The organism is Bacteroides sp. ET489 (assembly GCF_030518095.1).
GTDB classification, from domain to species: Bacteria; Bacteroidota; Bacteroidia; order Bacteroidales; family Bacteroidaceae; genus Bacteroides; species Bacteroides ndongoniae.
This window is the reverse complement of the sequence record NZ_JAULLJ010000039.1, coordinates 1-24550: the sequence shown is the minus strand read 5'-3', so window position 1 is coordinate 24550 and position 24550 is coordinate 1. Positions and strand designations below refer to the sequence as shown.

The 24550-nt window shown below is 50.0% G+C and carries 27 protein-coding genes; all 27 read left to right on the top strand.

The window, feature by feature from the left end; genetic code table 11:
* Positions 1–9 precede the first annotated feature (9 nt).
* Complete coding sequence (locus tag Q3C19_RS15705; protein ID WP_302730560.1) at positions 10–1293, top strand: carboxypeptidase regulatory-like domain-containing protein; 1284 nt, start codon at positions 10–12, stop codon at positions 1291–1293.
* Positions 1294–1321: 28 nt separating this feature from the next.
* Positions 1322–2020 carry a hypothetical protein gene (locus Q3C19_RS15700; protein WP_302730558.1) on the top strand — a complete coding sequence of 233 codons (699 nt, stop codon included), beginning with the start codon at positions 1322–1324 and terminating at the stop codon, positions 2018–2020.
* Position 2021: 1 nt separating this feature from the next.
* Positions 2022–2972, top strand: a complete 951-nt coding sequence (locus Q3C19_RS15695; RefSeq protein WP_302730556.1) for a hypothetical protein — start codon at positions 2022–2024, stop codon at positions 2970–2972.
* Positions 2956–3408 carry a hypothetical protein gene (locus tag Q3C19_RS15690; RefSeq protein WP_302730554.1) on the top strand — a complete coding sequence of 151 codons (453 nt, stop codon included), beginning with the start codon at positions 2956–2958 and terminating at the stop codon, positions 3406–3408. The genes Q3C19_RS15695 and Q3C19_RS15690 overlap by 17 nt, the downstream gene beginning before the upstream one ends.
* Positions 3405–3989, top strand: coding sequence for a hypothetical protein (locus Q3C19_RS15685; RefSeq protein ID WP_302730552.1), 585 nt, complete (start codon positions 3405–3407; stop codon positions 3987–3989). Before Q3C19_RS15690 ends, Q3C19_RS15685 begins: the two co-directional genes overlap by 4 nt.
* Positions 3986–5701, top strand: coding sequence for a hypothetical protein (locus tag Q3C19_RS15680; protein ID WP_302730550.1), 1716 nt, complete (start codon positions 3986–3988; stop codon positions 5699–5701). Before Q3C19_RS15685 ends, Q3C19_RS15680 begins: the two co-directional genes overlap by 4 nt.
* An 85-nt stretch (positions 5702–5786) precedes the next feature.
* Positions 5787–6254 (top strand): HU family DNA-binding protein, encoded by a 468-nt coding sequence (locus Q3C19_RS15675; protein WP_302730548.1) that lies wholly within the window; start codon positions 5787–5789, stop codon positions 6252–6254.
* Positions 6255–6488: 234 nt separating this feature from the next.
* On the top strand, positions 6489–6995 hold the full coding sequence (locus Q3C19_RS15670) for a phage antirepressor N-terminal domain-containing protein (protein WP_302730546.1): 507 nt from the start codon (positions 6489–6491) through the stop codon (positions 6993–6995).
* 452 nt (positions 6996–7447) lie between these two features.
* The gene (locus Q3C19_RS15665) at positions 7448–7642 is read left to right on the top strand and encodes a hypothetical protein (protein WP_302730544.1); all 195 of its coding nucleotides are present in this window, start codon (positions 7448–7450) and stop codon (positions 7640–7642) included.
* The gene (locus Q3C19_RS15660) at positions 7639–7884 is read left to right on the top strand and encodes a hypothetical protein (RefSeq protein ID WP_302730542.1); all 246 of its coding nucleotides are present in this window, start codon (positions 7639–7641) and stop codon (positions 7882–7884) included. The genes Q3C19_RS15665 and Q3C19_RS15660 overlap by 4 nt, the downstream gene beginning before the upstream one ends.
* On the top strand, positions 7881–8093 hold the full coding sequence (locus Q3C19_RS15655; protein WP_302730540.1) for a hypothetical protein: 213 nt from the start codon (positions 7881–7883) through the stop codon (positions 8091–8093). Before Q3C19_RS15660 ends, Q3C19_RS15655 begins: the two co-directional genes overlap by 4 nt.
* A complete protein-coding gene (locus Q3C19_RS15650) occupies positions 8090–8302 on the top strand; it encodes a hypothetical protein (protein WP_302730538.1) in 213 nt (70 codons plus the stop codon). Before Q3C19_RS15655 ends, Q3C19_RS15650 begins: the two co-directional genes overlap by 4 nt.
* Before the next feature lie 48 nt (positions 8303–8350).
* Entirely contained in the window at positions 8351–8473 is a 123-nt protein-coding gene (locus Q3C19_RS15645; protein ID WP_302730535.1) for a hypothetical protein, read from the top strand.
* Positions 8474–8770: 297 nt separating this feature from the next.
* A complete protein-coding gene (locus tag Q3C19_RS15640) occupies positions 8771–9022 on the top strand; it encodes a hypothetical protein (RefSeq protein WP_234984005.1) in 252 nt (83 codons plus the stop codon).
* Between the two features lie 14 nt (positions 9023–9036).
* Positions 9037–10452 (top strand): hypothetical protein, encoded by a 1416-nt coding sequence (locus tag Q3C19_RS15635; protein ID WP_302730531.1) that lies wholly within the window; start codon positions 9037–9039, stop codon positions 10450–10452.
* Positions 10453–10547: 95 nt separating this feature from the next.
* Positions 10548–11450 carry a DUF6712 family protein gene (locus Q3C19_RS15630; RefSeq protein WP_302730529.1) on the top strand — a complete coding sequence of 301 codons (903 nt, stop codon included), beginning with the start codon at positions 10548–10550 and terminating at the stop codon, positions 11448–11450.
* Positions 11451–11453: 3 nt separating this feature from the next.
* A complete protein-coding gene (locus Q3C19_RS15625; RefSeq protein ID WP_302730527.1) occupies positions 11454–12308 on the top strand; it encodes a hypothetical protein in 855 nt (284 codons plus the stop codon).
* An 88-nt stretch (positions 12309–12396) separates the two neighbouring features.
* Entirely contained in the window at positions 12397–12588 is a 192-nt protein-coding gene (locus tag Q3C19_RS15620) for a type II toxin-antitoxin system HicA family toxin (protein ID WP_277121169.1), read from the top strand.
* A gap of 83 nt (positions 12589–12671) precedes the next feature.
* Positions 12672–13082: a type II toxin-antitoxin system HicB family antitoxin gene (locus tag Q3C19_RS15615; RefSeq protein WP_302730524.1), complete on the top strand. Its 411-nt coding sequence runs from the start codon at positions 12672–12674 to the stop codon at positions 13080–13082.
* Between the two features lie 361 nt (positions 13083–13443).
* Positions 13444–13887 carry a hypothetical protein gene (locus Q3C19_RS15610; protein WP_302730522.1) on the top strand — a complete coding sequence of 148 codons (444 nt, stop codon included), beginning with the start codon at positions 13444–13446 and terminating at the stop codon, positions 13885–13887.
* A gap of 328 nt (positions 13888–14215) precedes the next feature.
* Positions 14216–14410, top strand: coding sequence for a hypothetical protein (locus Q3C19_RS15605; RefSeq protein ID WP_302730520.1), 195 nt, complete (start codon positions 14216–14218; stop codon positions 14408–14410).
* Positions 14407–14532, top strand: a complete 126-nt coding sequence (locus Q3C19_RS15600; protein ID WP_302730518.1) for a hypothetical protein — start codon at positions 14407–14409, stop codon at positions 14530–14532. The genes Q3C19_RS15605 and Q3C19_RS15600 overlap by 4 nt, the downstream gene beginning before the upstream one ends.
* Positions 14533–14608: 76 nt before the next feature.
* The gene (locus Q3C19_RS15595) at positions 14609–15097 is read left to right on the top strand and encodes a hypothetical protein (protein ID WP_302730516.1); all 489 of its coding nucleotides are present in this window, start codon (positions 14609–14611) and stop codon (positions 15095–15097) included.
* Between the two features lie 27 nt (positions 15098–15124).
* Positions 15125–15733, top strand: a complete 609-nt coding sequence (locus Q3C19_RS15590) for a hypothetical protein (protein ID WP_302730514.1) — start codon at positions 15125–15127, stop codon at positions 15731–15733.
* Between the two features lies 1 nt (position 15734).
* Positions 15735–19586 carry a phage tail tape measure protein gene (locus Q3C19_RS15585; protein WP_302730512.1) on the top strand — a complete coding sequence of 1284 codons (3852 nt, stop codon included), beginning with the start codon at positions 15735–15737 and terminating at the stop codon, positions 19584–19586.
* An 11-nt stretch (positions 19587–19597) separates the two neighbouring features.
* Positions 19598–21652, top strand: coding sequence for a hypothetical protein (locus Q3C19_RS15580; protein ID WP_302730510.1), 2055 nt, complete (start codon positions 19598–19600; stop codon positions 21650–21652).
* Between the two features lie 60 nt (positions 21653–21712).
* Positions 21713–24550 (top strand): hypothetical protein (locus Q3C19_RS15575; RefSeq protein ID WP_302730508.1); only part of this gene is annotated, 2838 nt, incomplete at its 3' end.

Genomic DNA, 24550 nt, shown 5'->3' with positions numbered 1-24550 from the left:
AACAAAGAAATGGCAACACCTAAATTAATTGACGTCAGCAAGCTCAATGAAGCGATGACGATTTATGACAAAACCTTGCGTACATTGCCTTATGCCACGTTGAAAGATGTGGCTGCAATACTTCACCTTAACCTGATGGACTTGCAGGGCAAGCATGTACGAATCAACGAACGTCGCCATGCTGGTGGTACCCAGTCTTATAAGGTAGGTAAGGATTTCAGCATGGTAGAAAAGCTGCTCACTTTTGAACCTTCGGCTATTGAGCCAAAGGATGTGGTGTGCATCACCAAGGAGAACAGTCAAGTGTATAATGACAATGAATTGCTTGTCATTGGAGGTACACCAGTAAGTAACATCACCAAACGCCATCCATTGGAAACGCGTGTCGCTTTTACGCTGGTGAGGAATCACGCTGAAGATGTAGTATATGCCATGTTCCATGCCGAACGTGACGAAGAAAGCAAATCACCGGACGGTGCATTTGACGGCTTTTTCACAAAAGCTGATATGCTTATGGCATCAGGGGACATCAATGCAGCCCGCGGAAACTTCTCTGTCAGTGGTGAATTTAAGATGCCGGAAAGCGACACAGACTATGCGGCATACGAGAATTTGGTAGAATGGATCGGTGGAACACACACTTTCTTACGTAGCAGTATCGGTGGAACACCTCAGCTTTTGTGTGCCAATACCGTATTGCTTGCGGCACGTGCTGCCCTCCGCAACAAGTTGAGGATGCAAGAATATCCATCCATGCAACGTATGATAGAATTGTTGCGTGAAGACGCCATGTGTCCCTCTCTTATTGTTGATACTCACGAAGCTCTCGGTCGTGGTAGTCGCTTGATTCTTCAGAAACGTGGTAATATGGACTTGGCATTCAACACACAAGCAGCTGCCCGATTCTGTCAGATCCGCGATATTTACGAAGACCCGAACGAGTGGCAGTTCTGGCTGCAAAGTGGCTATGATACCCGTATCAACGACTGGCACGAAAAGGTGTTCTGCACGAATGAACAAAAGAATGAAGGCCTTGACTTGGCCGGTGACTATTGCAAGACGGGTGCCGTCAGTGTGACCATCATAGGTGATGACGGAAAAGGCTTGTGGAATATCCAAGGAAAAGCGGCCAAACGAGCAAGCGGCCAGTACATCAATGGCCTGGCTCCTGGCACCTATACGGTTGAGTTCGCTGACGTTGAAGGCAAGACCAAACCCAGCGACATTGCCAGTGTAGTGGTGAAGGCCGGTGAAGTGACGACGAAAGAAGCCGCTTACACGCCTGCCGGTTAATTTTGTTGAACCCTAAAAAAAGAGTGATATGAAAAATAAGAAGTTATATATCGGACTGGCTATCGCATTCATTGCGGTAATGGCAGTATATCTGTGCGGTTTCACAGAAGGTCACGACTCAACTACTCTGCTTATGGCTGTAGGACCAGCTTTCGCACCATTGAAATGGCCGATGGGGCGCAATAATATGGGAGGTTTCAAAGGCTATCTATTATTTGTACCTGCCGATGCCGCGACTTCGGTACCGACCGTACCAGAATGGGAAGAAGCAACCGATAATGAAACTCTGGTGACAGCTGCCGGATCTTTTACGTTCCCTGAAGAAGGAGCCGTCGAGATGCCTGTTTATCTGTATAACACCGATGCAACTGTTGGTTATAATGTAGAAGCACAGGGTGAAGTCGATGGTATGTCGTACAAACAAACCCTAACCGGTTTCTTTCCTGGCAACATGAAAGAAGCACATGCATTCGCTGCCATGGTAAAGAACACACCGGGCTATTACGTGTTCGAAGACTCTGACGGCCAGCAGATGATCATCGGCCAGCCGGGTATGCCAGCTGCTACGTCGGTAGCATTCAATGGTGGACAGGCACGAGCCGACAGACGTGGACACACCTTCACCATCACGGCGGACAGTAATTATAGCGCCATCTTCCTGGAAACGCCGATTGACATCGAGAAAATCAAGGATGGTACCTGGACATCTGCAGGAGTAGGAGGCTGATATGAAGCGTAAAGAACAACTGTTTAACTGGTTAGCCGACCGTCAGCGCAAATACGCTGACGGTATGGCTCTGTTTCGTTTATTAGCCAACGACAGCATGAAGCAACGTTATGGTAGTTATCTGGAATGTGGAGCAGACGGTGTGTCACACCCGTTCGATCCTCGTTTTACGCAGCTGACGAACTGCCTGTCGAAAGTTGCGCAAAATATTCGTGCAGGACTGGTCATCGCAGCAGCTGAAGAGGAACTGGATGTGCGCCAGGTATCGGTTTCTGATGCCGAAAAGCAGGCAGAGTTGAAGAAGCGAAACGACCGCATTCAGGAACTCGATGATCTGAACGAAGACCTTCAGACACGCATCGGTTATCTGGAGGATGGAAATGAAGAACATGCCGAAGAAATCGAGGAACTGAAGAAGCAGGTGGAAAGCAACCTGGAGGAAATCAAACAGCTACGAAAGGAAGTGGATGCACTCAATGCACCGGGTGTCAAGGTTGTAACGGAAGAATCTTTGCCGAAGTCGCTGCAGAAGGCTTACGCCCGCATCAAGGAGATTGCACCGCTGTATGCCAGCCTGCACAATGATTTGACTAACACTGAATTGTCTGACGAAGAACGTAAGAAACTGGCCGACCAACTCTGTGATCTCGATGATGAACGTCGCAAGCTGTGGCGGTCTATCGACCAATGGGCTGAAGGGAAGGCCTCGCTGGATTTGAGCGAGAAACGCCCCGAATACAGTGACAATGCCGTCGTTCGAGGTTACGAGATGGCCCGTCAAATCAAGCGTCTGAAGGAGAATATCCGCAACAGCCAGGCCGCCGCTGAAAAGGCACAGGCCGACGGCAGGCAGAATGTCTATGAGAACGCCATGAAGCGCATCCAGCGCTATGAGGCCGAGCTGAAGGAACTGGAAGAAGAAGTACAGCAAGAAAGTGAAAAGGTTCAATGAACTGTTTCAGAATGCGCTGTGCCCCGGCCAATGCAGGCCGTTTATGCACAAAGGCGAGTGGGCAATACATGAGGTATTGCCCTCTCTCTTATGTGCCATCGGGGAGGCTGATGTGCGGATAGCAACCTTCAGCGTGTCGGAGGACAGCCTGCGGCCTCTCTTCTTCCTGACCGATGAAGCCAAGATACGGAGCCTTACGCTATTGCCGCCCTCTGAAATCGCCATTCTGATAAGGATTGACGCTGATCAGCGCGACCTGTTCTGCGAAATCTGCAAGAGCCACACCGCCAGCGACATCTATACGGCCTACCATCGTGGCCGTCTGCAGACCAAGTACGAGCTGCGCAAGACCGTCATCAAACTGGCCAAGGCAGGCAGTCCGGCCGCCGAACCGCTGGCCGACAAGTATATGAAGGAACAAAACATTCAGGAATGATGAAAGAAGATACCACTTACGACCGCATCGAGCGAAGCCTGTTTAAGGATCAAGAGGAAGCCGCCCGTACGCTATCTGCCAGAGAACTGGAGATAAAGCGGCGGATGATGCTCTGTGTTTCTAAAAAGATGGATGAACCTCTTGTTGAAGACGCAGAGATGGTCAATTTCCTCATGGCCGGATGTGCCGGACAGGCCGAACCAGTAAGCAAAAGCCAGGCTTACCGTGACATCGCCATGATGAACAGGCTGGTCGGAAACATTCAGCTCGCCGCCAAGTCGTGGTACCGCTACATGATTGTAGAGGGTGCGAAGAAAGCCTACGATGTGGCTATCAAGAACAACGATGCCAAGGGAGCAGCTGCCTGCCTGGATAAAATCGGAAAGTACACCCGCTGCGATAAGGAAGACGACGCTTTTGATTACTCGCAGATGATACCGCCGTCGTTTGAACCGAGTGACGACGTCACACTGGTTGACGGCCTCGAACCTGTTGATAATGTGGAAGAAAAGCGTCGTCAGTTAAGGGCCTACTTCAAGGGTCAGGCGGAGGATGCAAAGATAATGAAGAATGAAGAATGATGAATGAAGAATTTGTAGCCCCTTCGGCCCAGGAGCTTCGGATGAAGCAGGCGAATGTCGTGCGCAAGTATTTCAACAAGATGCAACGGCAGGCGATGGCCATCGGTGCGCACGATGAGTATATCATCGCCTCGCGCGGTACCGGAAAGTCTGAAGGCATCGATGCCCGATTCATCCTGCGCAATGTTTGGGAAATGCCCGGCTCGCTGGGCGCCCTGATATCGCCCAGTTATGCCAAAGCCTGGGGCAACACCTTGCCCGCCATCTGCAAGGCTTTGGCCGAATGGGGCTATCTGGAGGGCGTGCATTACGTTGTCGGCCACCGTGCCCCGGCGTCGATGGGCTTCCGTCTTCCTGTCCGCCCCCTGATGCGGGAGGGCTGGAACAATGCCTTCCACTTCTGGAACGGCACCGTTATGGTGGTGCTGTCGTTCAACCAGGGCATGTCGGCCAACTCCATGTCCATCGACTGGGTCATCGGACCCGAAGCCAAGTTTCTCAGCTACGAGAAAATCAAGAGCGAGGTCAACCCGGCCAACCGTGGCAACCGCCAGTACTTCGGGCACTGCCCGCACCATCATAGCGTGTGTTACAGCACCGATATGCCCACCGCCGCCATGGGACGCTGGATTCTCGACAAGCGCGAGGAGATGAACACCGACCACATCAACCTCATCCGCACCCTCTACAAGCAACTGCAGGAGTACAGGCGCAAGCCGCTGACCGAGCATGTGCAGCGGCAGATCCGCGAGCTGCGGCGCGACCTCGACATCGCCCGCCGCTACCAGCCGCCGGTGCATCCTGCCCCCGGCAAGACTCGTGAATACACCGTGTTCTACGGAGAGTACGATGTCTTCGACAACCTCGAAGTGCTGGGTGAGGACTACATCTGGCAGATGTACCGCGATTCGCCGCCGCTGGTGTGGCGTACCGCCTTCCTCAACGAGCGGATCTACCGGGTGGAGAATGGCTTCTATTCGGCCCTGGACGAAAAGGTGCATTTCTACACCCCTACGGACAGCGGACGCCTCCAAGCCTTGGGGGCCGACTGGAAGCGACTTAGCTCCAGCGGCTGCCTGGGCGACGGAGACCTTGATTTCGATGCGCCCCTGCACCTGGCGTTCGACTCCAACGCCTCCATCAGCACGTGCTGCGTCGGCCAGAAGGACGGCGGGACGATGCGTGTGCTGAAGTCGTTCTACGTCAAGACCCCCGGTAAGCTGCAAGACCTGGTGAAGCAGGTGGCCGACTACTACCGCCCCAAGCTGAAGCACGAGGTCGTGGTCTACTACGACCACACCTTCACCTGGGAGACCGGAGCCTCCAGCGAGAGCTATGCCGACATCATCCGCCGCGTGCTCGAAGAGAACGGCTACACCGTCCAGATGGTGTACGTGGGTCAGGCACCCCGCCACGACTGGAAGCATCTGAACATCGACCGCTCGCTGAAGGGCGACCCCGACTTCCTGCTCGTCCGCATCAACCTCTACAACAACGAATTCCTGAAGATAGCCCTGGAACAGACCGGCGTCCGGCAGGGAAAGAACGGCTTCGAAAAGGACAAGACGCCCGAAGGCACGCCGGATACACCCGACACGCCCGACGAATACAAGACACATATCACCGATGCATTCGACACCCTGTGGCTGGGCATGAACTTCTTCTTCACCGAGCCGGGAATGGTGGCGGGGGGAGCGTTCTTCCTCCGATGAAGGGCGGTGTCCTTTCTCCCGACGGCGTTCCCTGCTACCTTCGCCTCCGGTTAATTTTATGTTTCACTCTTAATCCAACAACACTATGGCATTTTTCAAAGCCCAACAGATGAAGACCAACGGGAAGTTCTATCCCGTGGCCGTGCTTGTGGACCGTCCGATGGAGATTAACGAAATCGCCGCCCAAATTGCCGAAGCCAGCACCGTGGCCAAGGCCGACGTGGTGGCCGTGCTGGCCGCACTGCCCAGCGTCATGGCGCGCGGCATGAACGCAGGACGCAGCGTCCACTTGCAAGACCTTGGACACTTCCGCTACACCGCAGCCGCCAAGAAGGGCGGACGCGAGACGGCCAAGGAAGTGACCGCCGACGACATCGCCCGTGCCCGCGTGCGCTTCACGCCCGAGACACGCTTCAGCGGCGACACCACCACCCGTGCCCTTACCCCGGGCGAGGTGCGCTGGACCCGTTTCGACGGACAGCCGCAGCCCGACCCCGAAGATCCGGATGCCGGAACCGACGAAGGTGCAGACGGTGAAGACCCGCTGGGCTGACCCTGCGCCTAAGCCGTACTTAGATGCTGCCTAAGCCTGCCTTAGATGCCATCTAAGCCGTACTTAGACAAACTTGACAAACGAGCGGAACCCACTGCGGGCTCCGCTTTTTGTTTATTTATGCTGTTTGTTGTGTTAAATTATAGTTAATTCTTTTGTAATTATTTGATTATCAAATAATTACAAATATATTTGTCCGCGAAAACGAAAATTAACCGCTAAAATTGTTGGATTATGGAAGAAAAAACGATTATCAGAGTGAACGGTGTGGACATCGTGGCCACGAGTGACGGACTTATTCCCATTCGCCCGATATGCGATGCGCTGGGAATTTCCTATGAAAGGCAATATCGTAAAGTTAACGAAAGTGAAGATTTGGGGTCAGTTGTTGCCCTCAGGGCAACAACTGGAGCCGACGGAAAGCAGTACGAAATGGTATGCCTGCCGATAGAATTCATCTACGGATGGCTGTTCACCATCAACCCGGACAACGTGAAAGAAGAAGCCCGCGAGAAGGTGCGCCGCTACCGCATGGAGTGCTACCACGCCCTCTACCTTTACTTCCACCGCCCCATGGAACGGATGGACGAGCAGAACCGTCTGGAGCGCGAGTCGCTGCACATCATCGACCGGGCCACGGCGCAGATTGACGAACTGAAGAAGCTGGTGGCGGGCGAACGACGCAAGCTGGAGAAGATAAGGCAGGAACGGCTGACGAACGAACCGAAGCTGTTCGACTGAGGAACAAAGTTCAACTGCGGTGTTGAGCACCGCAGTTGAACACTCCAACCATTCCCCTCAGGGTAACGGTTGACATATATCCAGTTATCCCCCTCAGAGGGACAACTTACGAGGCAGCCTCGGAACTCCTTCGTGTGGGGAAGCAAAAAACTTCCGCCTTTTTTGTTGCATTTCCAAATATTATCACTATGTTTGCAGTGCCAAATCAATACAGCTATTGCTGTCCGACGGGTATCCGGTTAGATGCTCAATACGAAATTGGGCTTTTTTTATGTCCATAGATTATCACCCGTAGCGTAGGGGGTGATGTTCATATACGAAACTTACGGCTGTCTTTTCCCACAAGTATTCCCGTTAGGATAATACTGTATTGGTTTGGCGACTTATACGGGAAACAGGCAGCCGTTCGTGTATGCGTAAACTTGTCTGTAACAGCCAAACCAATACAGTATATGAAAAAGAACAAATCAAGCGAACGCGGACGCTATGTATCCGTTGAGAAAGTCCAGAAAATGTTATCTGACCTTGGCCTCCAGCTCTGCGAAGGCCGCAAGCGCATCCATGCGGCCCAACGTGACAACTCCATTGTTTTCTACGTGTCCGGTGGTACCGTTAACATCACCTTTCAGGAAGGAGGTGCAAGATGAATACCACGCACCACTTCGCCTTGAACGACACTATCAGCCAGGAACTCGCCTTCCTGCAAGGAGGCTACGGCCAGGCTCTGATAGACGGCATCGACGCCGTGATAGACCTGTTACTGGACCAGCGTGACGATATGCCCTGCGAGGACTCCACGCTGCTGAACCACCTCTACACCCTGAACAATACACGTACCAGCCTGCGGCACCTGCTGCATGGTGTAAATGAGAAAGGAGGCGAGCAATGAATAAGATTATCAAGCCTGAACAGGTATTTATCGGTGAGAACTGTTATTATCACATGGAAAGCCAAAGAGACTACATAGACTATTATGTCAGTGTAACCGACGAAAGCATGAACGCTGTGGCTTACGAGGAACTCATTGCCTTGCGTAACCTCATTAACGAAATTGAAAAGCGACACAACGAGGAATTGAAGAAGGGAGGTGAGCTATGACCGCTCTCGAACAATATCTCATCGATGAGAACAAGGATATGCAGAAAAGGCTTGCGGAAGCCTATCGGGAACTGGGCTTCACACAAGGGAAATTAATGTGCATTTACCAACGCTACCCCCGCCTTTGCATGGGCATCATCAGGGGAGGCAAATATAACGAAGGAGGTTGTTATGAAAAGAAAAATGAATACTTGCGGATTGCCCGCTGATGTATATAATCCGATTATGTGGAATATCAGGAAAGGAGGTGTGAATATATGAACCGTGTCGAAGCCCTGCGCCTGCTTACGGTGCTGACTTCCAAAAATGCAACTGATGAAGAAAAGCGTATTGCCGCCATACGGTTGCGTGAACTGATCGAACTGCTACTGCCGGAATAAAACAAAGGAATATTCGTATATATAAGCCCTTGCCGTCCAAGCAAGGGCTTTTTTCGTGCCTCCAGCCGTTCCCATAAAACTGCTGTAAAACATACGTATTACCAATAGCATAAGGGTTCAACAAGGGAAATTTTTCCCTTGTTTCTGCGAAGCAACTCCGCACCGCCCTGCGAAAAAGACTCGAATGAATATGTTAATTTTTGTGTTATATGCTGCTACCCCCGCCCTCACCGGCATCGACCCGTGAGGGTCACCGCTGTCCTTTCGCACGAAACTTTTGCAGCATACATTTGCCACATGGAAAAGAGGATACATCAACGACAACTGAGAGACATCATGGAGCGCAGGGTGAACGGACGACCGGCCGAGTTCAGCCTGCAATACTGCAAACGAAGCACCGGCGAACTGGTGGACTATCCGCGTGCCGTGCTCACCTCGTGGCACAGCGACGGAAGTACCGTGAACGTATTGCCAGCCGGAGAGACAAGCCCCCGGAAGATACGCCGGTGTCTGATTACGAGGATTAACGGATTGAAAGTCTATTTCTAAACGAAGAATGAGGAATGAACAGTGAAGAATTAAACGAACTCATCGGGCAAGGCTATACGCCCTACGCCGTAATGAAAGGAGCCAAGAGCATGGTGAAGCTGAGTGACAACCGCGACATCGTGACCGACCGGGAAGACAACGGCATCGAAGTAGTACCCAAAGGCGAGAAGACCCCCATCAAGTTTATGCCTCGTGGCCAGAACAACAACATGCCCTACTTAGTGATGAAGCGCATCGGAACCAATGTGACCGTCGGATCGAACGTGGAGTTCAAAACCAAGGTCATCTATGGGGACGGATTGCTGGTGTATCGCATGAACCGTGATGAACAGGGAAACATTCAGAAGAAGGAAGTGCTGCCGGCTGAGGAACCCGAGATATTCGAGTTCTTGCGTATGAACAACTACAACCATATCCGCATGGAGATAGCCAACGACCTGGCCATCTTTTACGACAGCTATGTGGAGTACATCTTCAACCGGGAAGATAGTCCGAAAATTGTGCAGATCAAATCGAAGGAAACCACCTGCTCGCGTATCAGTGAAATAGACGAAAAGACCGGGAAGAGCGAGTGGCACGGATACAGCGCAGAATGGCACAAGGGTACGCCTACCGACCTGATAGCCACCCCACTTCTGGACAGACAGGCACCGTTGCGCGACCTGATGACCCGCATGGGCAGGCTCCCGAATGACAACGGGCTGAAGGAGATCGGCAAGCAGCGGCGGTTCATCCACAACATCCAGATGAATACGCCCGGACGGTTTTACTACGGTCGGCCTTACTGGTGGAGCATCTTCGCCAGCGGCTGGTATGACTTCTCCAGCGCGATACCAGTACTGAAGAAATCGCTCATCAAGAACCAGATGTCGCTCCGATACCTGGTCTATATCAAGGACACTTTCTGGGCTGAGTTGTACGCCAAGCATAAGGCGGTGGACGAAAAGAAGCAGGTTGAACTGCGGGAAGCCTTCCTGAAGGAGATGAACGACTACCTGACTGGCGAGGAGAACGCCGGGAAGAGTTTCGTCAGCCATTTCCGCTACGACCGTGTGAAGGGAACCGAAGACAAGGACATCATCATCACCCCGCTGCAGTCGGCGCCGGATGGCGGAGAGTATATCGAAGATTCGGAGGAGACCAGCAACACCTTGAGCTACGGCATGGGCGTACACCCCAGCATCATCGGCTCCAGCCCCGGCAAGAACAAAAGCATCAACGGCACAGAGGCCCGCGAGCTTTTCATCATCACCCAGGCACTGAACAAGATGTTTCAGGAAGCCACTTTGGAACCGCTCTATGTGGTGAAGGAACTGAACGGCTGGCCGAAAGACATTTATTTCAGTGTGACCAACTGCCAGCTTACGACCCTCGACAAAGGCACTGGAGCAGTGAAGAATACGGGCATCAAGCCGGAGAATGAAGAATGAGAAAGCTACGAGTGACAAGCTACGAGCTACGAGTGACGAGCTACGAGATACGAGCTACGAGCTACGAGTGAATGAAACATCCAAAACGAATCCTTATGAACCTATTGATTACAGACATTGAGCAGTTGCGCGAGACAGTGAAGATGAATGCCGTCGTGCCCTTTGAGTCTGTCCGTCCATTTATTCTGGACGCAACCGACATTTATATCGAGCCGAATATTGGTACAGCTACGCTTGAAAAAGCCGAAGTGGACGACACCCTGAAGGAAAAGATCTGTCGCGCACTCGGCCCGCTGGCCGTGTCGCTGGCCACCGACGAACTGGGCATCCAGTACGGTGACGCGGGTATCACCGTGCAGAACAAGCAGGGCGAACGTTCTCCGGCCAGCGACGCCAAGATAGCTGCGGCCAAGGCCAATCTCTACTACCGTGGCATGCAGGCTCTCGACCGTCTGCTGACCTATCTGGCCGCCCATGCTGATGAATACCCCGAGTATGGTGAGCATCAGGAACAGGTAACGCCCGGAGGTTGCCTGATACGCAGTGCCCGCCAGTACCAGGACGAAGGGCTGGTAGGCATCGACTACTCCACTTTGAGCTACCGGGCCATGCTGCCCATTCTGCTCCAGCTGCAGGTGCGCAATGTTGCCGAAATGCTGGGCGAGAAGCTGTACACTCGTGTGATCAGCGGCGAACCCGACGATTTGCGTCTGCTGTGCGTGCGCTACATGGCTGCCAAGTGTGCCGAACTGCACACCTCGCAGACCGGACGCGAGCAGCGTCTGAACGGAAGCCAACCGGAATTTACGCCGATTATCCGGCCATTGTATGAGGATCTGGAGATGACGGGGAATTACTATGGTTCACAGGCCACCTACTACGCCGGAAAGATTGAAGCTTGGAAGAGTGAACATCCCGACGAAACGGGCGAAGCGAGCGACAGCGGTGTGCTGCACTGGAACGAGAAGGACAAAAAGATATTCACCTCAATCAGCTGAACCATGCATACTATTCAAATCAATGACGACACCTATCAAGTACCGTCCTGCTGGGACGGACTGACCCCGAAGCAACTGGAGTACCTGGCACGTATTTCGCAAGGCAACCAGCCTGTGGAGCAACTGAAGATCCTGATGCTGCTCTACTGCCTGGGTGCCCGGATGAAGCGCCCGCCCAAGCTGCGGGGCATCAAGCCCGACAAGGTAGTGGGCATCCAATCAAACCGATACGCCGTGCGTATCCGCAGGAAGGTTTATCAGCTGATGGTTGATGAGGTGATAACCATGTCCAACCTCTTCGACTGGTTGCTGCGGTTTGTCAAGGGCAAGTATCAGAACACCTATTGCATCTGCCCCGGGCTGACCGTGAACCCGTATCCCCGCCTGCGCATCCGTCTGCGTCGCTTCATCGGCCCCGATGATTGCCTCTTCGATATTACCTTCGAGCAGTTCATGTACCTGCAGACCTATTTGGACGAATCAACTACCGAACCTCAGAAGTTGGATTATGCCCTGGCCTGCCTGTGGCACACGGGCCGGACGTTTGACATTGCTCGCCTGGAGCGCGATGCCCGACGGCTGCGACGCCTTCCGGCCACCCGAAAAATGGTGATGTACTGGTTCATCCTAGGCTGCATGGAATATTGGGCAGCCAGCTATCCCCGTGTGTTTGGCGGAAGTGGGGGAGGTAAAATCGTCGGTAACGTCTTCGACGGTCAGCTCCGCCTGCTCGATTCACTGGCTCAGCACGACATGACCAAGAAGGACAGCGTGCGCAAGGGGCTGTTCGTTGATGCCATCTACTCGATGGACGAGCAGCTGCGCATTCAGGAAGAGATGAAGGAAAAAATGAAATAAGGAACAAAAATGTTCCTTTTCTGCTTGCATATTTGGAACAAAAACGTTACCTTTGCAGTGTTCAATTAACCAATAGTTCTTTTACATCATGAAGTACTCCGAATTCTACAAGCTGATAGAACAGCATGGCTGGACTATCAAGGGCGGGAAAGGGCATTACAAGTATGTACACCCCGATTACCCCTACTTCATTCCGGTCGGACGGCACAAGACGCAAGAAGTCAAGCCGGGTACCCTGGACAAGATGCTGAAGATGGCCGGGCTGAAGGAACAGAAGTAAAGAGCTTCCAAGAGAGCTGCCCGTCCCCACGCTGGGGGCGGGTGTTAATTGAACCATTTTGCAGGAACCTATAAACGTCATGTATGAATATGAAAAAGATTGTGGCAGTGATCGAGAAAGGCGACAGCGAAGGCTACGGCATCTATGCCGCCGGCGACAGCGTACCCGTTGTGGGCTATGGGCTGACCGAGGAAGAAGCCCGGACCGACTTCGAGGCCGTCATGGCCGAGCAGGCCGAGTACATGAAGGAACAGACCGGCAGCTACCCAGAGTGGAAGGACGCCCAAGTGGAGTACCGCTACGACCTGACTGCCTTTTTTCAGGCTTTCCCCTTCATCAACGCCTCCGAGTTTGCCAAGAGCATCGGCATCAATCCCTCGCTGATGCGCAAGTATAAGAACGGACTGGCTGCCGCCGGAGAGAAACAGAAGAACCTGATACAGTCCAAACTGACAGAAATCGTACAAAAAATGGAAAGGGTAAAGTTCGCCTGACAATTCGGACATGGTTAATTGAACACTAACTTTCCACCGCTTTATCCTTGACACACAGAGCGGCGTCCTCACATCGGGAGACGCCGTTTTTTTATGATTATTTTATCAAAATGAAAATTATATATATCTTTGCTCTCGCCAGAACAAAAACGTTTAACATGAATCCCTTACCTCAGTGTAACCCGTAGTCAATCGGGTTCAGGTTTTTCAATCGTTCACCTGTTGGCGCGCTGTAGTGAGGGGTTCGCCCATGAATAAATGATTCATACAAGTGAAGAGGACGATTTGGGTGCTAAGATGAAAAACACCATTCATCTGTTATCAACAAACTTATCAAACAAACTTTTAAATATATAGAGTTATGAAATTAAAGTTATTATTGATTATGCCAATCTTGGCATTGGCATCATGTACCACAGTAAATGTACCGGCTCCGAAGCAATATGCTTCCACTATCGACTACGCCTATCTGTCACAAAAAGGCATCTTCGTCACAGAATCAAACTCTGTAAATTTCGACTATGAACCATTGGGTAGTATCTATGTCGAATGCACTGGTGGATGGGTGAAGAAGAAGTATAAGGAAGGTGATGACATGGAAGACATCTACATGACTACCCTTGGAAGTGTGAAGTATCTGCCACCTACCTTTGAAGACGCTTATCAGTTGATTCTCTCCGAAGTAAAGAAATTACGAGCAAACGGTGTCATAAACTTGAAGATTAGAACGGTCAGTGAATATCAAAGCACCTACAAAGTGTATGTTGATAAAATCATTATAACCGGAATGTGCATACGCAAATAAGAAGGTGTGCCAGAATGTGTAAGCGGGAGCAAAAAACTCCCGCTTTTTATTGCTATCTTGAAAACTATCCCTATATTTGCAGCGCTATACATTTGAAACAGGCGACGAGATATTCGCCAACCGATTGCCGTTGGCATTTTTTATGCCTATCGGCTAACCATATAAGTTCCGACCCCCGTGTGGAGCGTTAATGCGCCCACTGCCTGTTTCAGGTGTATAGCAACGGGAAAGCGGAACTTTCTTTTTTAGGCAAGTTTCTTGATTTTTTGGACAGAAGAGCCGCTTTCCCGTATTATTAACTTATTGTTTCATTTAAATGCTATACAAAATGAAAAAGAACAAATCAAGCGAACGCGGACGCTATGTATCCGTTGAGAAAGTCCAGAAAATGTTATCAGACCTTGGACTCCAGCTCTGCAAAGGCCGCAAGCGCATCCATGCTGCCAAGCGTGACAACTCCATTGTTTTCTACGTGTCCGGTGGTACCGTGAACATTACCTTTCAGAAAGGAGGTGCCCAATGACTCGCCTCGAAGCCTTGAACCTTCTAACCGTGCTAACATCTGCCACCGCATCGGAAGAGGAGAAGCGCATCGCCGCCCTGCGATTGAAAGAACTGATTTGTCTGCTATTGCCGGACGAATAACCTATACTGAAGAATGTCCTTTATAGCCCGCCAAGTGCGGGCTATTTTTGTTTCCGTAACCAAACTTCGTATCGTTATGGAATACAACCACTTTGCCTATTGTGAGCGACTGGCCCGACATCTGAAGGCCGTTGCCCACACCGATGCCCGCCACCGGTTCTTCACCGCTTTCGGGCTGGAAGATCTCTACAACTTTGAAGACCGCCTGTCAGGCGTCACCGGTACGGTGATGATAGCTGTGGACGGACAGGAAAGCGAATCGGCCGACAACGGAGCTGATGCCCTGAGCGATAATGACACGTACAGCATCATTCTGGCACGTAATACCCAACGTGATAAACCGCAAACCAGGGACGAAGCCGTGGCCGCCTGCAAGCAGCTGGCCAAACAGGTGAGAAACTTTCTGATGGCTGATCCCGATTTGTCTCATACCCATCTTATCGATCGTAACACTACCATCAACGGCATCGGGCCAATCGGCGACGGCTTCTATGGCGTGGTACTGACCTATCGCATCATCAGCTACGATTCTTTTATGGTTGAACCGGAATACTGGCATGAATGAAGAATAGAGAATTAAGAATGAAGAATTATGGGACTGTACAAACGATTGACTGAACAACGGGAGGAACTCCGACGGTACAATGCGTCCAAACGACGCGCAGAACGTTTGGCCGGAGCAGATACCAGCCGGTTGATTCGTCTGGAGACCATTAGCGAAACGGAACGTTTTGAAATGGCAAAGGATGCCAACCGGTTGACAGCATTCAATAAGGCCGTAGAACGTTGGACCAACCAGGTAACCAACCAGCTGCGGGCTACTGTAGCCTATCGTAGTCTTCGCATTGCCCGTGAGCTACAACCGAATCTGTACACAGATAAGTATGGCATAGTCAACCGTATCGGTTTTAGTTTTCCAAGACATGGAATTTATATCCATAAAGGAGCAGGTAGAGGACAAGGTGGTTGGATCGGATCTAAATGGGAAAAAATAAGGATGATCAATGGCGTGGAAGTTGGTACAGGTATTATTAGGCATACAAATCCAGCATCACTCGGCCTGCAGGACAGTGGAAACCGGCGTGCTTATCGTTGGTTTGACCCTGTCATAAAGAATCGAATTGGCGAATTAGAACATATCGTATTAGAATATTTCGACACCATGATACTGGACGCAACACGTATTTATATAGAAAAGTGATATGGCAAATGATTTGAATAGGAGTATTAAGATTTATATAGACGGAAGTGAAGCACAGCAGGGCATCGCCAAGGTAGAAGCTGCCGTCCAAAAACTGGAAGCCAAGTTATCCAGTCTGAATAAGGGAGAAGCAGATTACGAAGCGAAGAGCAAGGAATTGCAGAAGGAACTGAATGCCAAAACCCGCACGCTGGAGACCTACCGCAAGAAGGTTGAAGAGACCGACCGCGTATTGAAGAATCTATCCGGCGCTACCTATCAGGAACTGTTGGTCGTTCAGAAACAAGTACGCAAGGACTTGCAGAATGCCGTGCCCGGCACGGAGAAATACAACGCCGCCCTGGAGCAGAACCGGCGTGTCACACAGCAGATGGCCGCCGCGCAAAAGGCCATGCGAGTAGAGGTCGGTTCGCAGGGCAACATGTGGTTACGCGCCTCAAACTTCATAAACCAGTATCTTGGCATCATCGGTACTCTCATCGCTGCTGTTACCGGCCTCACCTTGAAGCTGAACCAGTTGCGGGAGGCGCGGAACAAACGCGAAGAAGCCAAGGCCGACGTGCAGGCCCTGACCGGTCTGGACGAAGAAAGTATCGCATGGCTGGAGCAGCAGGCCCAGCGTCTGTCCACCTCGATGGACGAGAACGGCATCCGTATTCGTCAGTCGGCCACGGAGATACTCGATGCCTACAAGCTGGTAGGTTCGGCAAAGCCCGAACTGCTGCAGGATAAAGAGGCATTGAACGACGTGACCAAGCAAGCATTGATTCTGGCACAGGCCAGCGGCATGACGCTGAAGGATGCAGTGGATGCCGTTACTCTCTCATTGAACCAGTTCGGCGACGGTGCCGACCAGGCTGCCCGCTACACCAACGTGATGGCAGCAGGTTCGAAGTACGGATCTGCAGCAGTGGAGTCTGTCACCAAGGCGTTGCGGAACAGTGGTGTGGCCGCTGCATCCGCCAACGTCAGCATCGAGCAGACGGTGGGCATGATTGAGGCACTGGCCGAGAAGGGTATTAAGGACGAAGTGGCCGGTACCGGACTGAAAAAATTCTTCCTCACCCTGCAGACGGGAGCCGACGAAACCAATCCGAAGATTGTCGGGCTGGAGACGGCTCTGGACAACCTGGCCGCCAAGCAGCTGAACGCAACCAAGATTAAGGAGATGTTCGGCGAGGAAGGGTATAACGTGGCCAGTGTGCTCATCAACGAAACGGAGAAGGTGAAGTATTATACGCAGGCTGTCACCGGTACCGGTGTCGCCATTGAGCAGGCCGGTATCAAGAGCCAGACAGCAGCGGCCAAGCTTGACCAAGCGAAAAATAAAATGCAGGAGATGGGTATCGCCTTGATGGAAAAGCTGAACCCCGGGTTAGTGAGTGCAGCCAATGGTATCGTAAACTGGACGCAGAAGGGTGTCAAGCTGGTAGATTTTATCGTGCGGCATATCGGAGTTATCACAACTCTCACAGCCTCGATTGCGGCCTATTATGCAGGTGTCAAGATTGCCACCTTGTGGGAGACTAAGTTGAAGGATACCAAGCTGGCCAGCATTGCCGTTGATAAGATGCAAGCTGTTTGGAATAAAACTCTATTGTCAGGAACCCTGCTGCTTTCATCGGCCAAGTATGCTTTGACCGGAAACATTAAACTGGCTGCAGCAGCTTGGAAACAGTTCTCTTTATTGATATCAAAGAACCCGTTTGGACTGTTGCTCACCGTTCTAACTGCTGTCGGTGTCGGCCTCTATCAGTTGGCCACACGCAGTAATGAAGCAACCGAAGGTATAGCCCGTATGAACGGAGAGCTGATCAGTGAGCAACACTCACTGGACTCGCTGTTCGGAGCCCTGAAGCGGACGGCTGAAGGTTCGCAGCAGCGGCGGGATATCATCCAGCAGATTAACGATAAATACGGTACCTACCTGCCAAACCTGTTGACGGAAAAAAGCAACCTTGATGAGATTAATGAGGCATACAAGCGTATCAACCGAACACTGGTCACCCAGTTGGCCATGAAATATAAGAACGAGGAAATCGGGAACATCACCAGCGAAGCGGCCAAGACACAGGTAGAGGTGATTGAAGGCATGCGGAAGGATCTTGTGAAGAGCCTTGGCAGTAACGAGTTAGCTACAGTCGCCATCAATGAGGTGAAGCAAATCACGAACGAGTTCTATTCAGCCGGCGTCCAGTGGGAAAAAGCATTCGGTCAAGCCTGGCACACCATCAGAACGAAGTATCTGGGAAAAAACTCAATCGCCAAAGGGCTCAGTGAAGACATGGCAGACTACATTCAGAGTGTTTATGACATGAACCGCAAGCTGGACAAGGTAGAAAACAAGTATGCCAGCTGGATGCCAGGACAACCAGCCAATGAATTGCCGGAAGTAACCGTCACTGGGAATGCTCCGAAGAAAAGCGGTGCTTCGTCGGTCGATGATAAGGAAGCCGAGAAGCAACGGCGCGCCGCCCTTGAGCGAGAAAAGGTCTTGTATGAACAGGCGCAGGCGGAAATCACCCGTATCTATGCCGAAGGAAAGAATGCGGAATTGCAAACTGAACAACAGTACAATGACCGATTGCTGGCCGAGAAGAAGAAGTATCTGCAACGGGTGATGGAAGTATCTGGTAGCGGAACCAAGGAATCCGCCGATGCGGAAAAGCAGCTGGCAGAGATCCAACTGCAGGAACGTCAGGAATCCATCAAACGAGCTGTTGAAGAAGAGAACCGCTTGTACGCCGAACAACAGCGGCAACTGAAAGAATTGTATGCCAACGGGAATGATGAAAACTTAGACAGCCATCAGCAGTATATCGAAGCTCTTGAACAATTGGAAATGGTACATCTCCACCGTATGCTGGAGATAGCAGGTCTCGATGCTGAAGCCCGTAAGCAGATCGAAGATAAGCTGCTGGAGTATAAAATTAAATGTCTGAAGGAATACGAGGATGAGCAGAACAAACGCAGCAAAAAGGAGAAGACTTCGACTAAACGTGATAGCCGGACTTTGGAACAGGAGTATCAGCAACGATTCAGTCGCATGAAAGGCTATGCCGACGAATTCGGTAGTGCGCTTGGAGAGGTTATCAGCGGGCAGAAGTCGGCTATGGAAGCTCTAGGAGATGCAACTATCGATATCATCTACAATGTGCTGAATCAAATGATTAATGCTTGGCTAACACAATTGGCCGCCAAGGCTGCAGCTGCTACAGCCGAAGGAAGTATGACGGAAATCGGTACGAAGGGTGTGGCCGGTATCGCAACATCCGCTGTCATAGCAGCTACGGTTAGTGGTTTGTTGGCTGCTGCCCGTACGGCATTGAAGGGGTTGATTGGTACACGGGATGGCGGAAGCAGCAGTAGCGGAGATAGTGAAACAACCTACCAGCGTGTCCCTACAGTCAACCAATATGCAAGTGGTCGATATAACGTCATCGGAGCATCGGACGGAAGAAGTTACACCGGTGTGCCCTATATTGGACCTGCGCCTACCGGTATTGTGAATAGTCCGGCATTGATATCTGAACGAGGATCTGAACTGATTGTTAACGCTGATGATTTACGCCGACTTCAGAAACATATAAATTATCCCTTGGTTGTTCAGACTATCAATGAGAGTCGCGGACATATCACTCAATATTCACAGGGTAATTACACGATGCAAAATATCCCATCGTTAATCAAACCGACGAATGAGCCATTAGGTATAGATAGTGATTTGATACAACGCCTGACATCCGCCATCGAACACTTGGAACGTGAAGGCATTCAGGCTGACGTGGTGCTGACTGAACTGGAAAGAAAACAAAAACAACGAGAACGCAGCCGGAAAATTGGCAGCAAATAGAATAACCGATTATGAAAATAGTAGAAACGAAATCGGGCAAGGCGTATCACCTATCCCCAGACACACAGTTGGAAGTCGAACGAACTAACTTGTTCTTCAACGAGTACGGCGAGCAGTCACTACCGGTTACATTGCCAGATACAGACCGAAATAGGAAGCTGTGTGGTTATGCTCATTTACCAGCCAATCGTCAGAAGCAAGACCGCGATATTGAAGTAAGTATTTCAGAAGGAAGTTTTTTCACAATAGCAAAGCAAGTCATACTTGGCGCAAAAGAGCGTGACGGCATTGATACCACATTTTATCTGAACGAAGGAGCTTTTCTGTCTCGAATTTCAAATACAAATCTAAAAGATGTATTTAAGGATGAATACATACCTGGGATTGAATCAGTAGAACAGGCTTTAGACTGGATGGAAGGATTATGTGATAATAATAATGGAGAATATGCTTGTACTACAGTGTTGATTGACGATGGATCGAACTATCAAGATGAAAGCGGCCGGACTTACCGGCTTGTTATACTTAACGAGCGAAATTCTGAGGGCAAACTGGTAGCTAGAAATTCTCGTATGCTTTACCGACCGGATGATGAAACTTATACCTCGGTCGGTGTAGGTTATTACGTAACCCCATTTATTCGCACAAATTATTTGCTTAAAAGAGTTTTTGCCTATTTCGGATATACGCTTCTTGATCATTTTTTCAGCCAAACTGATCCTTTTCGAAATATGGTCATGGCAAACACAACTGCTGATGCAATTGTCAATGGACGAATTCTTATTGCAGATCTGTTGCCTGACATCACCTGTGGTGACTTATTGGAAGTATTCAGAAAACGTTTTTTGTGTGAATTCACTCCTGATGAAGCTAACCGAACGGTAAGTATTCTATTGTTCAAGGATGCGATCGCAAAAACAGCCATCACCATACATGGTACGCAGGTCGCAGATGGGCCAGAAGTAGAATATCCGGAAACTTACAAATCAATAACTTTAAACTGCTCCGCAGTTGAAACACCTTCAGATTTACCTTTACTTGATAATACTGAAGCGGTCGTTTCGAAGTATCCATACGCAATCATACAGCCAGACGGCAGTTTCCGGCGAAAGTTCGTGGAATATTCGCAGCCGATCGTATATCATTTAGGACAAATACAATGGAGCGGGAGACTACCGGCCGGACATCGGATTAACGAAAGTATTGCTTCTGCTTCGGCTACTCCATACGGTATTGATTCGGATCTGGAACAGGAGGAAATAACCATCCCCGACACACTAGCTGAACACATGGACAGAATAACAGGTGAAGTATCTTATAATGAAACAGACACGGGTATGTATATTGGACCTGCACGCTGGTTAAACTCACGTCTCCTTGACCCGGGGGAAACTCTTGAGATGGAAGATGAGGGTAATGTTAAGCCTGTCGATGACGGTAGCATGCCAGTCGTGTTACTGTTTACAACTGTTATTGACGGAAGAGGTGAACCGAGTACAGTGGCATCCATATACACGGATGAATATTCACTAGCCATGAACGGAGAAAATGGCATATATGAAAAATTCTATCGCGATTACGATAATCTGTTACGTAATAGTTTGCATACAGTACGCTATCAGTTAATGTTCGATGAAAGTATGAAGATGAATACAGACGTTCATGGACCGGTCTGTATAGGTGGAAATAAGTTTCTCTGGAATATAATGCGATATACTGTGGGAGGAACATCCGGACCAACTGAGTGTGAATTACTGACAACACAATTATATGAGCCAATTGATTCCGCTAAAACTATCGCCGATCTAATACCCATCTCAAATGAATACGAATGGAAAGCTTACAGCGAGGTGAGTGTGATCAGCGAATCTGAATACCAATCTGCCACATCGAAAGATCTGAATCTGGTTAAGGTATATATTGATATATCGCCAAGTAAAGAATTATATGATAGCAAAAAACAAATGTATTATCGAGAATGGGCTGTTAAAAAAGAAGGTCGAATTGACGATTATCTGCTTGTCAAGCATTGGTTACAGGTTGGACTAATTGGAACGAGACCTTAATCTGTCCTTTAATTCATCAGGACGTGACGATAATTTTGCGCATATATTAATAAAATCGCAATGAATATCATACAACAACCGGATGCCCTGTCACTGAGCCGAAATCTGAAGCCACTGGTTATCGGAAGCAGTGAACCAGTCTCCTTCGAATTAAAAAAAGGAGAAGATACGCTGTTGTCGCAACGCTATGAACCTGGAGACAACCAACGTATAGAAATTGATCTGCGTGAAATTATTCATGCACAATTGTCTTGCGACTTGAAAGAATCAGGCGAATCATATGAACAAACTAATCTTGCGGCAGATTTTACAGCAATAATCGACGGGAGTAGAATATCTTTCCGTGTTGTTAAAGCTGGAGTAGACCGTCTGGCAGATACGCCTACCAACTTTCTGAAACAGAATTTCCTGACATGGCAGCCGAATGTAAAGCGAGTCACCTATTCGTCACCAGAGTTTTTGACTTATTATGCCGTTGAAGACAGTACTGTTAAACTGAAGGCTGTATTCACTGATTCGAATGAAACTATCACTTTTTCTGTTCTAGAATCCGGCAAGGCATGGACCATGAACTTGCAATACGCCAACGTTGTCAAATCACTTAACGGGCGTTTTCCGGCATATTATGATGTATGGGTAGAAAATGCATCCGGTCAACGGATGACATATATACAAAGGTATCAAGCCGAAACTGCTAAGTCAATACATGAAGACTGGGTTTTGTTCGAAAATTCATTAGGAGGCATTGATACATTTCGTGCATATGGTACAGAATCAATCAATAACCAGCATACGCATAATATTGCAGAACTTGACGAAGAATATGTAGAATATCGCGTTGATACCGAAAGATTGCATACGAAAAACACTGGATATCTGACACCAGAAGAAAGCAGATGGTTGGTTGACTTCTTTCCTGCAGGGAAGAAGTATATTTACCTTGGTGATTATCTTCGCTCGATCGTAGTAACAGAAAGTGAAGTACAGCGGGATAATAAACTGGTACCAACGTCGTACAGCTTCACATATAAGTATGCCGATGCCCGTCCTCTGCTGAACCTCCCGCGAACTGACGAACCAGCCGATATGCTGGAAATAGAGATCCCGGAAGTTGGAAATTTTACTATACCCCCTCGGCTGGCTGAAGTGCCACGTCTTCCCCTGTCCGAGGGGGATCTATTCCCGATACAGAACCCGTATAGCGAAACCTGGAGTACGACCACTACTGGTGCATTGGCTTCTGTTATCGGCCAGATACTGTCTGCTACAGCTGGAACAGGAGGAGGAATTGGGCATTCACATGCGAATATAGATCTTCTGAATAAACTCTCTTATACGCTCGGATATCTGCTAGTGAATAGCGAAAAAATAAAAGCCGGGTATGCGGACGAAGCGGGGAAAGTGAAGGATGGAGTGTATATTCGTAAGGATCAACCTGACGAGACAGGCTATCTCATATCCTTTCTTGCCGGAGCGATTTTTGGCAAAAACGGCTATGCTTCAGGTATGACCGGATTTGGGGCAAAGATTGATGAAAACGGGAATGCTGAAGTAGAATCGCTGACATCGCGTCGCTATATTGAAGCTCCCGAATTTCGGTTTAACAGCGTCGAGATATTCTTGGGTGATAAATGGAGGGCACCTGGAGGCGGACTGATTGATACGGTGGATGTTGAGAGCAAAACCTGTACGTTGAAGTTGGAGGACGGGCAAATCGGCGCAGTAGCTGTCGGTGACATCTGTATGGGTATATTTCACTCTCTTACATCTTCTGACAATGCCACTGAAGATACGGATGACAGCCGGGGGAACCGGACGTTCGCCGGGTTCTGCACGGTTTATTTCACGATTACCGAGGTGATGGGTGACAAGAACGAGCAGTTCAAGTATCAGATTCGGCCCGTCTCAGACAGTTGGAAATATTCTTTCGACCCTTTCGAACAGATGAAGTTTGTGGCATACGGCAGTTTCACGCGTGAAGACAGGCAGACATCTGTTTACGAAACCCGTACTTACACAAGGTATCTGTGGCATCAGAATACATGGGAAATCGGTAAAGGTAACATAGCCAAGCAGTCCGGAGACCTGTCGAACCTGAACGTCTTTGGCCTGAATATGGAAGGGTATTCGGAATACACGACCGATGTTTATTTTACCGGGAAAATCATGCAGGTGAAGCCGGATGGCACTCCCGTCCGCACGGCCAACGACCGCGGCGCATGGGAGGATCTTGTGAAGGAAGAGGGCAAGAAGCTGTGTGATTATTATGACCGTGTGAGCCACGACGGATGTCTTTGGCTGTGCGTCAACGAAGCGGGTACGGATGCCGAACCGTCGGCGGACAGCTTGGACTGGCTGTTGCAGGTGGACAAGGGTACCGACGGAACGTCGTTCAACCTGCTTGGTGAGAAAGGTAGTATAGAAGAACTCCCGTCCGAGGACAACCATCCAAACGATGCCTGGATGGTGGACGGCAACCTGTACGTATGGAACGGTACGAAATGGGTAAGCGCAGGCAGCATACAGGGACCGGCAGGTGCTTCCATCTCTAATTTAGGAGGCTGGTATTCCGGTCTTCAGGTTCCTTATTTAGGAATCGTCCGTATGGGGTGGGGCTCGTGGATGTGCAGGTTGAAGGAAGGCACGCAGAATCCACCGCTATGGACATGGACGGATAGCGCCGGAAACCGGATTCTATTCGCCGAGGACGGAAAGACTTACGGCTACCTGCTGACAGGGGAGGTAAACATTGACGAATATACACTGGTGGCCAGCGACGGCGAGCAGGGTCTGGAAGGAGTGCCCGGAAAGGACGGAGTACCCGGTGCACCGGGACAGGACGGAAGGACTTACTACACGTGGATTCGTTATGCCGATGACGCACAGGGCAACGGCATC

Bases quoted from the DNA above. Each gene is read 5' to 3' on its own strand.
- Q3C19_RS15705 (WP_302730560.1), top strand. From the start codon at position 10: ATGGCAACACCTAAATTAATTGACGTCAGCAAGCTCAATGAAGCGATG.
- Q3C19_RS15700 (WP_302730558.1), top strand. From the start codon at position 1,322: ATGAAAAATAAGAAGTTATATATCGGACTGGCTATCGCATTCATTGCG.
- Q3C19_RS15695 (WP_302730556.1), top strand. From the start codon at position 2,022: ATGAAGCGTAAAGAACAACTGTTTAACTGGTTAGCCGACCGTCAGCGC.
- Q3C19_RS15685 (WP_302730552.1), top strand. From the start codon at position 3,405: ATGATGAAAGAAGATACCACTTACGACCGCATCGAGCGAAGCCTGTTT.
- Q3C19_RS15680 (WP_302730550.1), top strand. From the start codon at position 3,986: ATGATGAATGAAGAATTTGTAGCCCCTTCGGCCCAGGAGCTTCGGATG.
- Q3C19_RS15675 (WP_302730548.1), top strand. From the start codon at position 5,787: ATGGCATTTTTCAAAGCCCAACAGATGAAGACCAACGGGAAGTTCTAT.
- Q3C19_RS15670 (WP_302730546.1), top strand. From the start codon at position 6,489: ATGGAAGAAAAAACGATTATCAGAGTGAACGGTGTGGACATCGTGGCC.
- Q3C19_RS15665 (WP_302730544.1), top strand. From the start codon at position 7,448: ATGAAAAAGAACAAATCAAGCGAACGCGGACGCTATGTATCCGTTGAG.
- Q3C19_RS15660 (WP_302730542.1), top strand. From the start codon at position 7,639: ATGAATACCACGCACCACTTCGCCTTGAACGACACTATCAGCCAGGAA.
- Q3C19_RS15655 (WP_302730540.1), top strand. From the start codon at position 7,881: ATGAATAAGATTATCAAGCCTGAACAGGTATTTATCGGTGAGAACTGT.
- Q3C19_RS15650 (WP_302730538.1), top strand. From the start codon at position 8,090: ATGACCGCTCTCGAACAATATCTCATCGATGAGAACAAGGATATGCAG.
- Q3C19_RS15645 (WP_302730535.1), top strand. From the start codon at position 8,351: ATGAACCGTGTCGAAGCCCTGCGCCTGCTTACGGTGCTGACTTCCAAA.
- Q3C19_RS15640 (WP_234984005.1), top strand. From the start codon at position 8,771: ATGGAAAAGAGGATACATCAACGACAACTGAGAGACATCATGGAGCGC.
- Q3C19_RS15635 (WP_302730531.1), top strand. From the start codon at position 9,037: ATGAACAGTGAAGAATTAAACGAACTCATCGGGCAAGGCTATACGCCC.
- Q3C19_RS15630 (WP_302730529.1), top strand. From the start codon at position 10,548: ATGAACCTATTGATTACAGACATTGAGCAGTTGCGCGAGACAGTGAAG.
- Q3C19_RS15625 (WP_302730527.1), top strand. From the start codon at position 11,454: ATGCATACTATTCAAATCAATGACGACACCTATCAAGTACCGTCCTGC.
- Q3C19_RS15620 (WP_277121169.1), top strand. From the start codon at position 12,397: ATGAAGTACTCCGAATTCTACAAGCTGATAGAACAGCATGGCTGGACT.
- Q3C19_RS15615 (WP_302730524.1), top strand. From the start codon at position 12,672: ATGAATATGAAAAAGATTGTGGCAGTGATCGAGAAAGGCGACAGCGAA.
- Q3C19_RS15610 (WP_302730522.1), top strand. From the start codon at position 13,444: ATGAAATTAAAGTTATTATTGATTATGCCAATCTTGGCATTGGCATCA.
- Q3C19_RS15605 (WP_302730520.1), top strand. From the start codon at position 14,216: ATGAAAAAGAACAAATCAAGCGAACGCGGACGCTATGTATCCGTTGAG.
- Q3C19_RS15600 (WP_302730518.1), top strand. From the start codon at position 14,407: ATGACTCGCCTCGAAGCCTTGAACCTTCTAACCGTGCTAACATCTGCC.
- Q3C19_RS15595 (WP_302730516.1), top strand. From the start codon at position 14,609: ATGGAATACAACCACTTTGCCTATTGTGAGCGACTGGCCCGACATCTG.
- Q3C19_RS15590 (WP_302730514.1), top strand. From the start codon at position 15,125: ATGGGACTGTACAAACGATTGACTGAACAACGGGAGGAACTCCGACGG.
- Q3C19_RS15585 (WP_302730512.1), top strand. From the start codon at position 15,735: ATGGCAAATGATTTGAATAGGAGTATTAAGATTTATATAGACGGAAGT.
- Q3C19_RS15580 (WP_302730510.1), top strand. From the start codon at position 19,598: ATGAAAATAGTAGAAACGAAATCGGGCAAGGCGTATCACCTATCCCCA.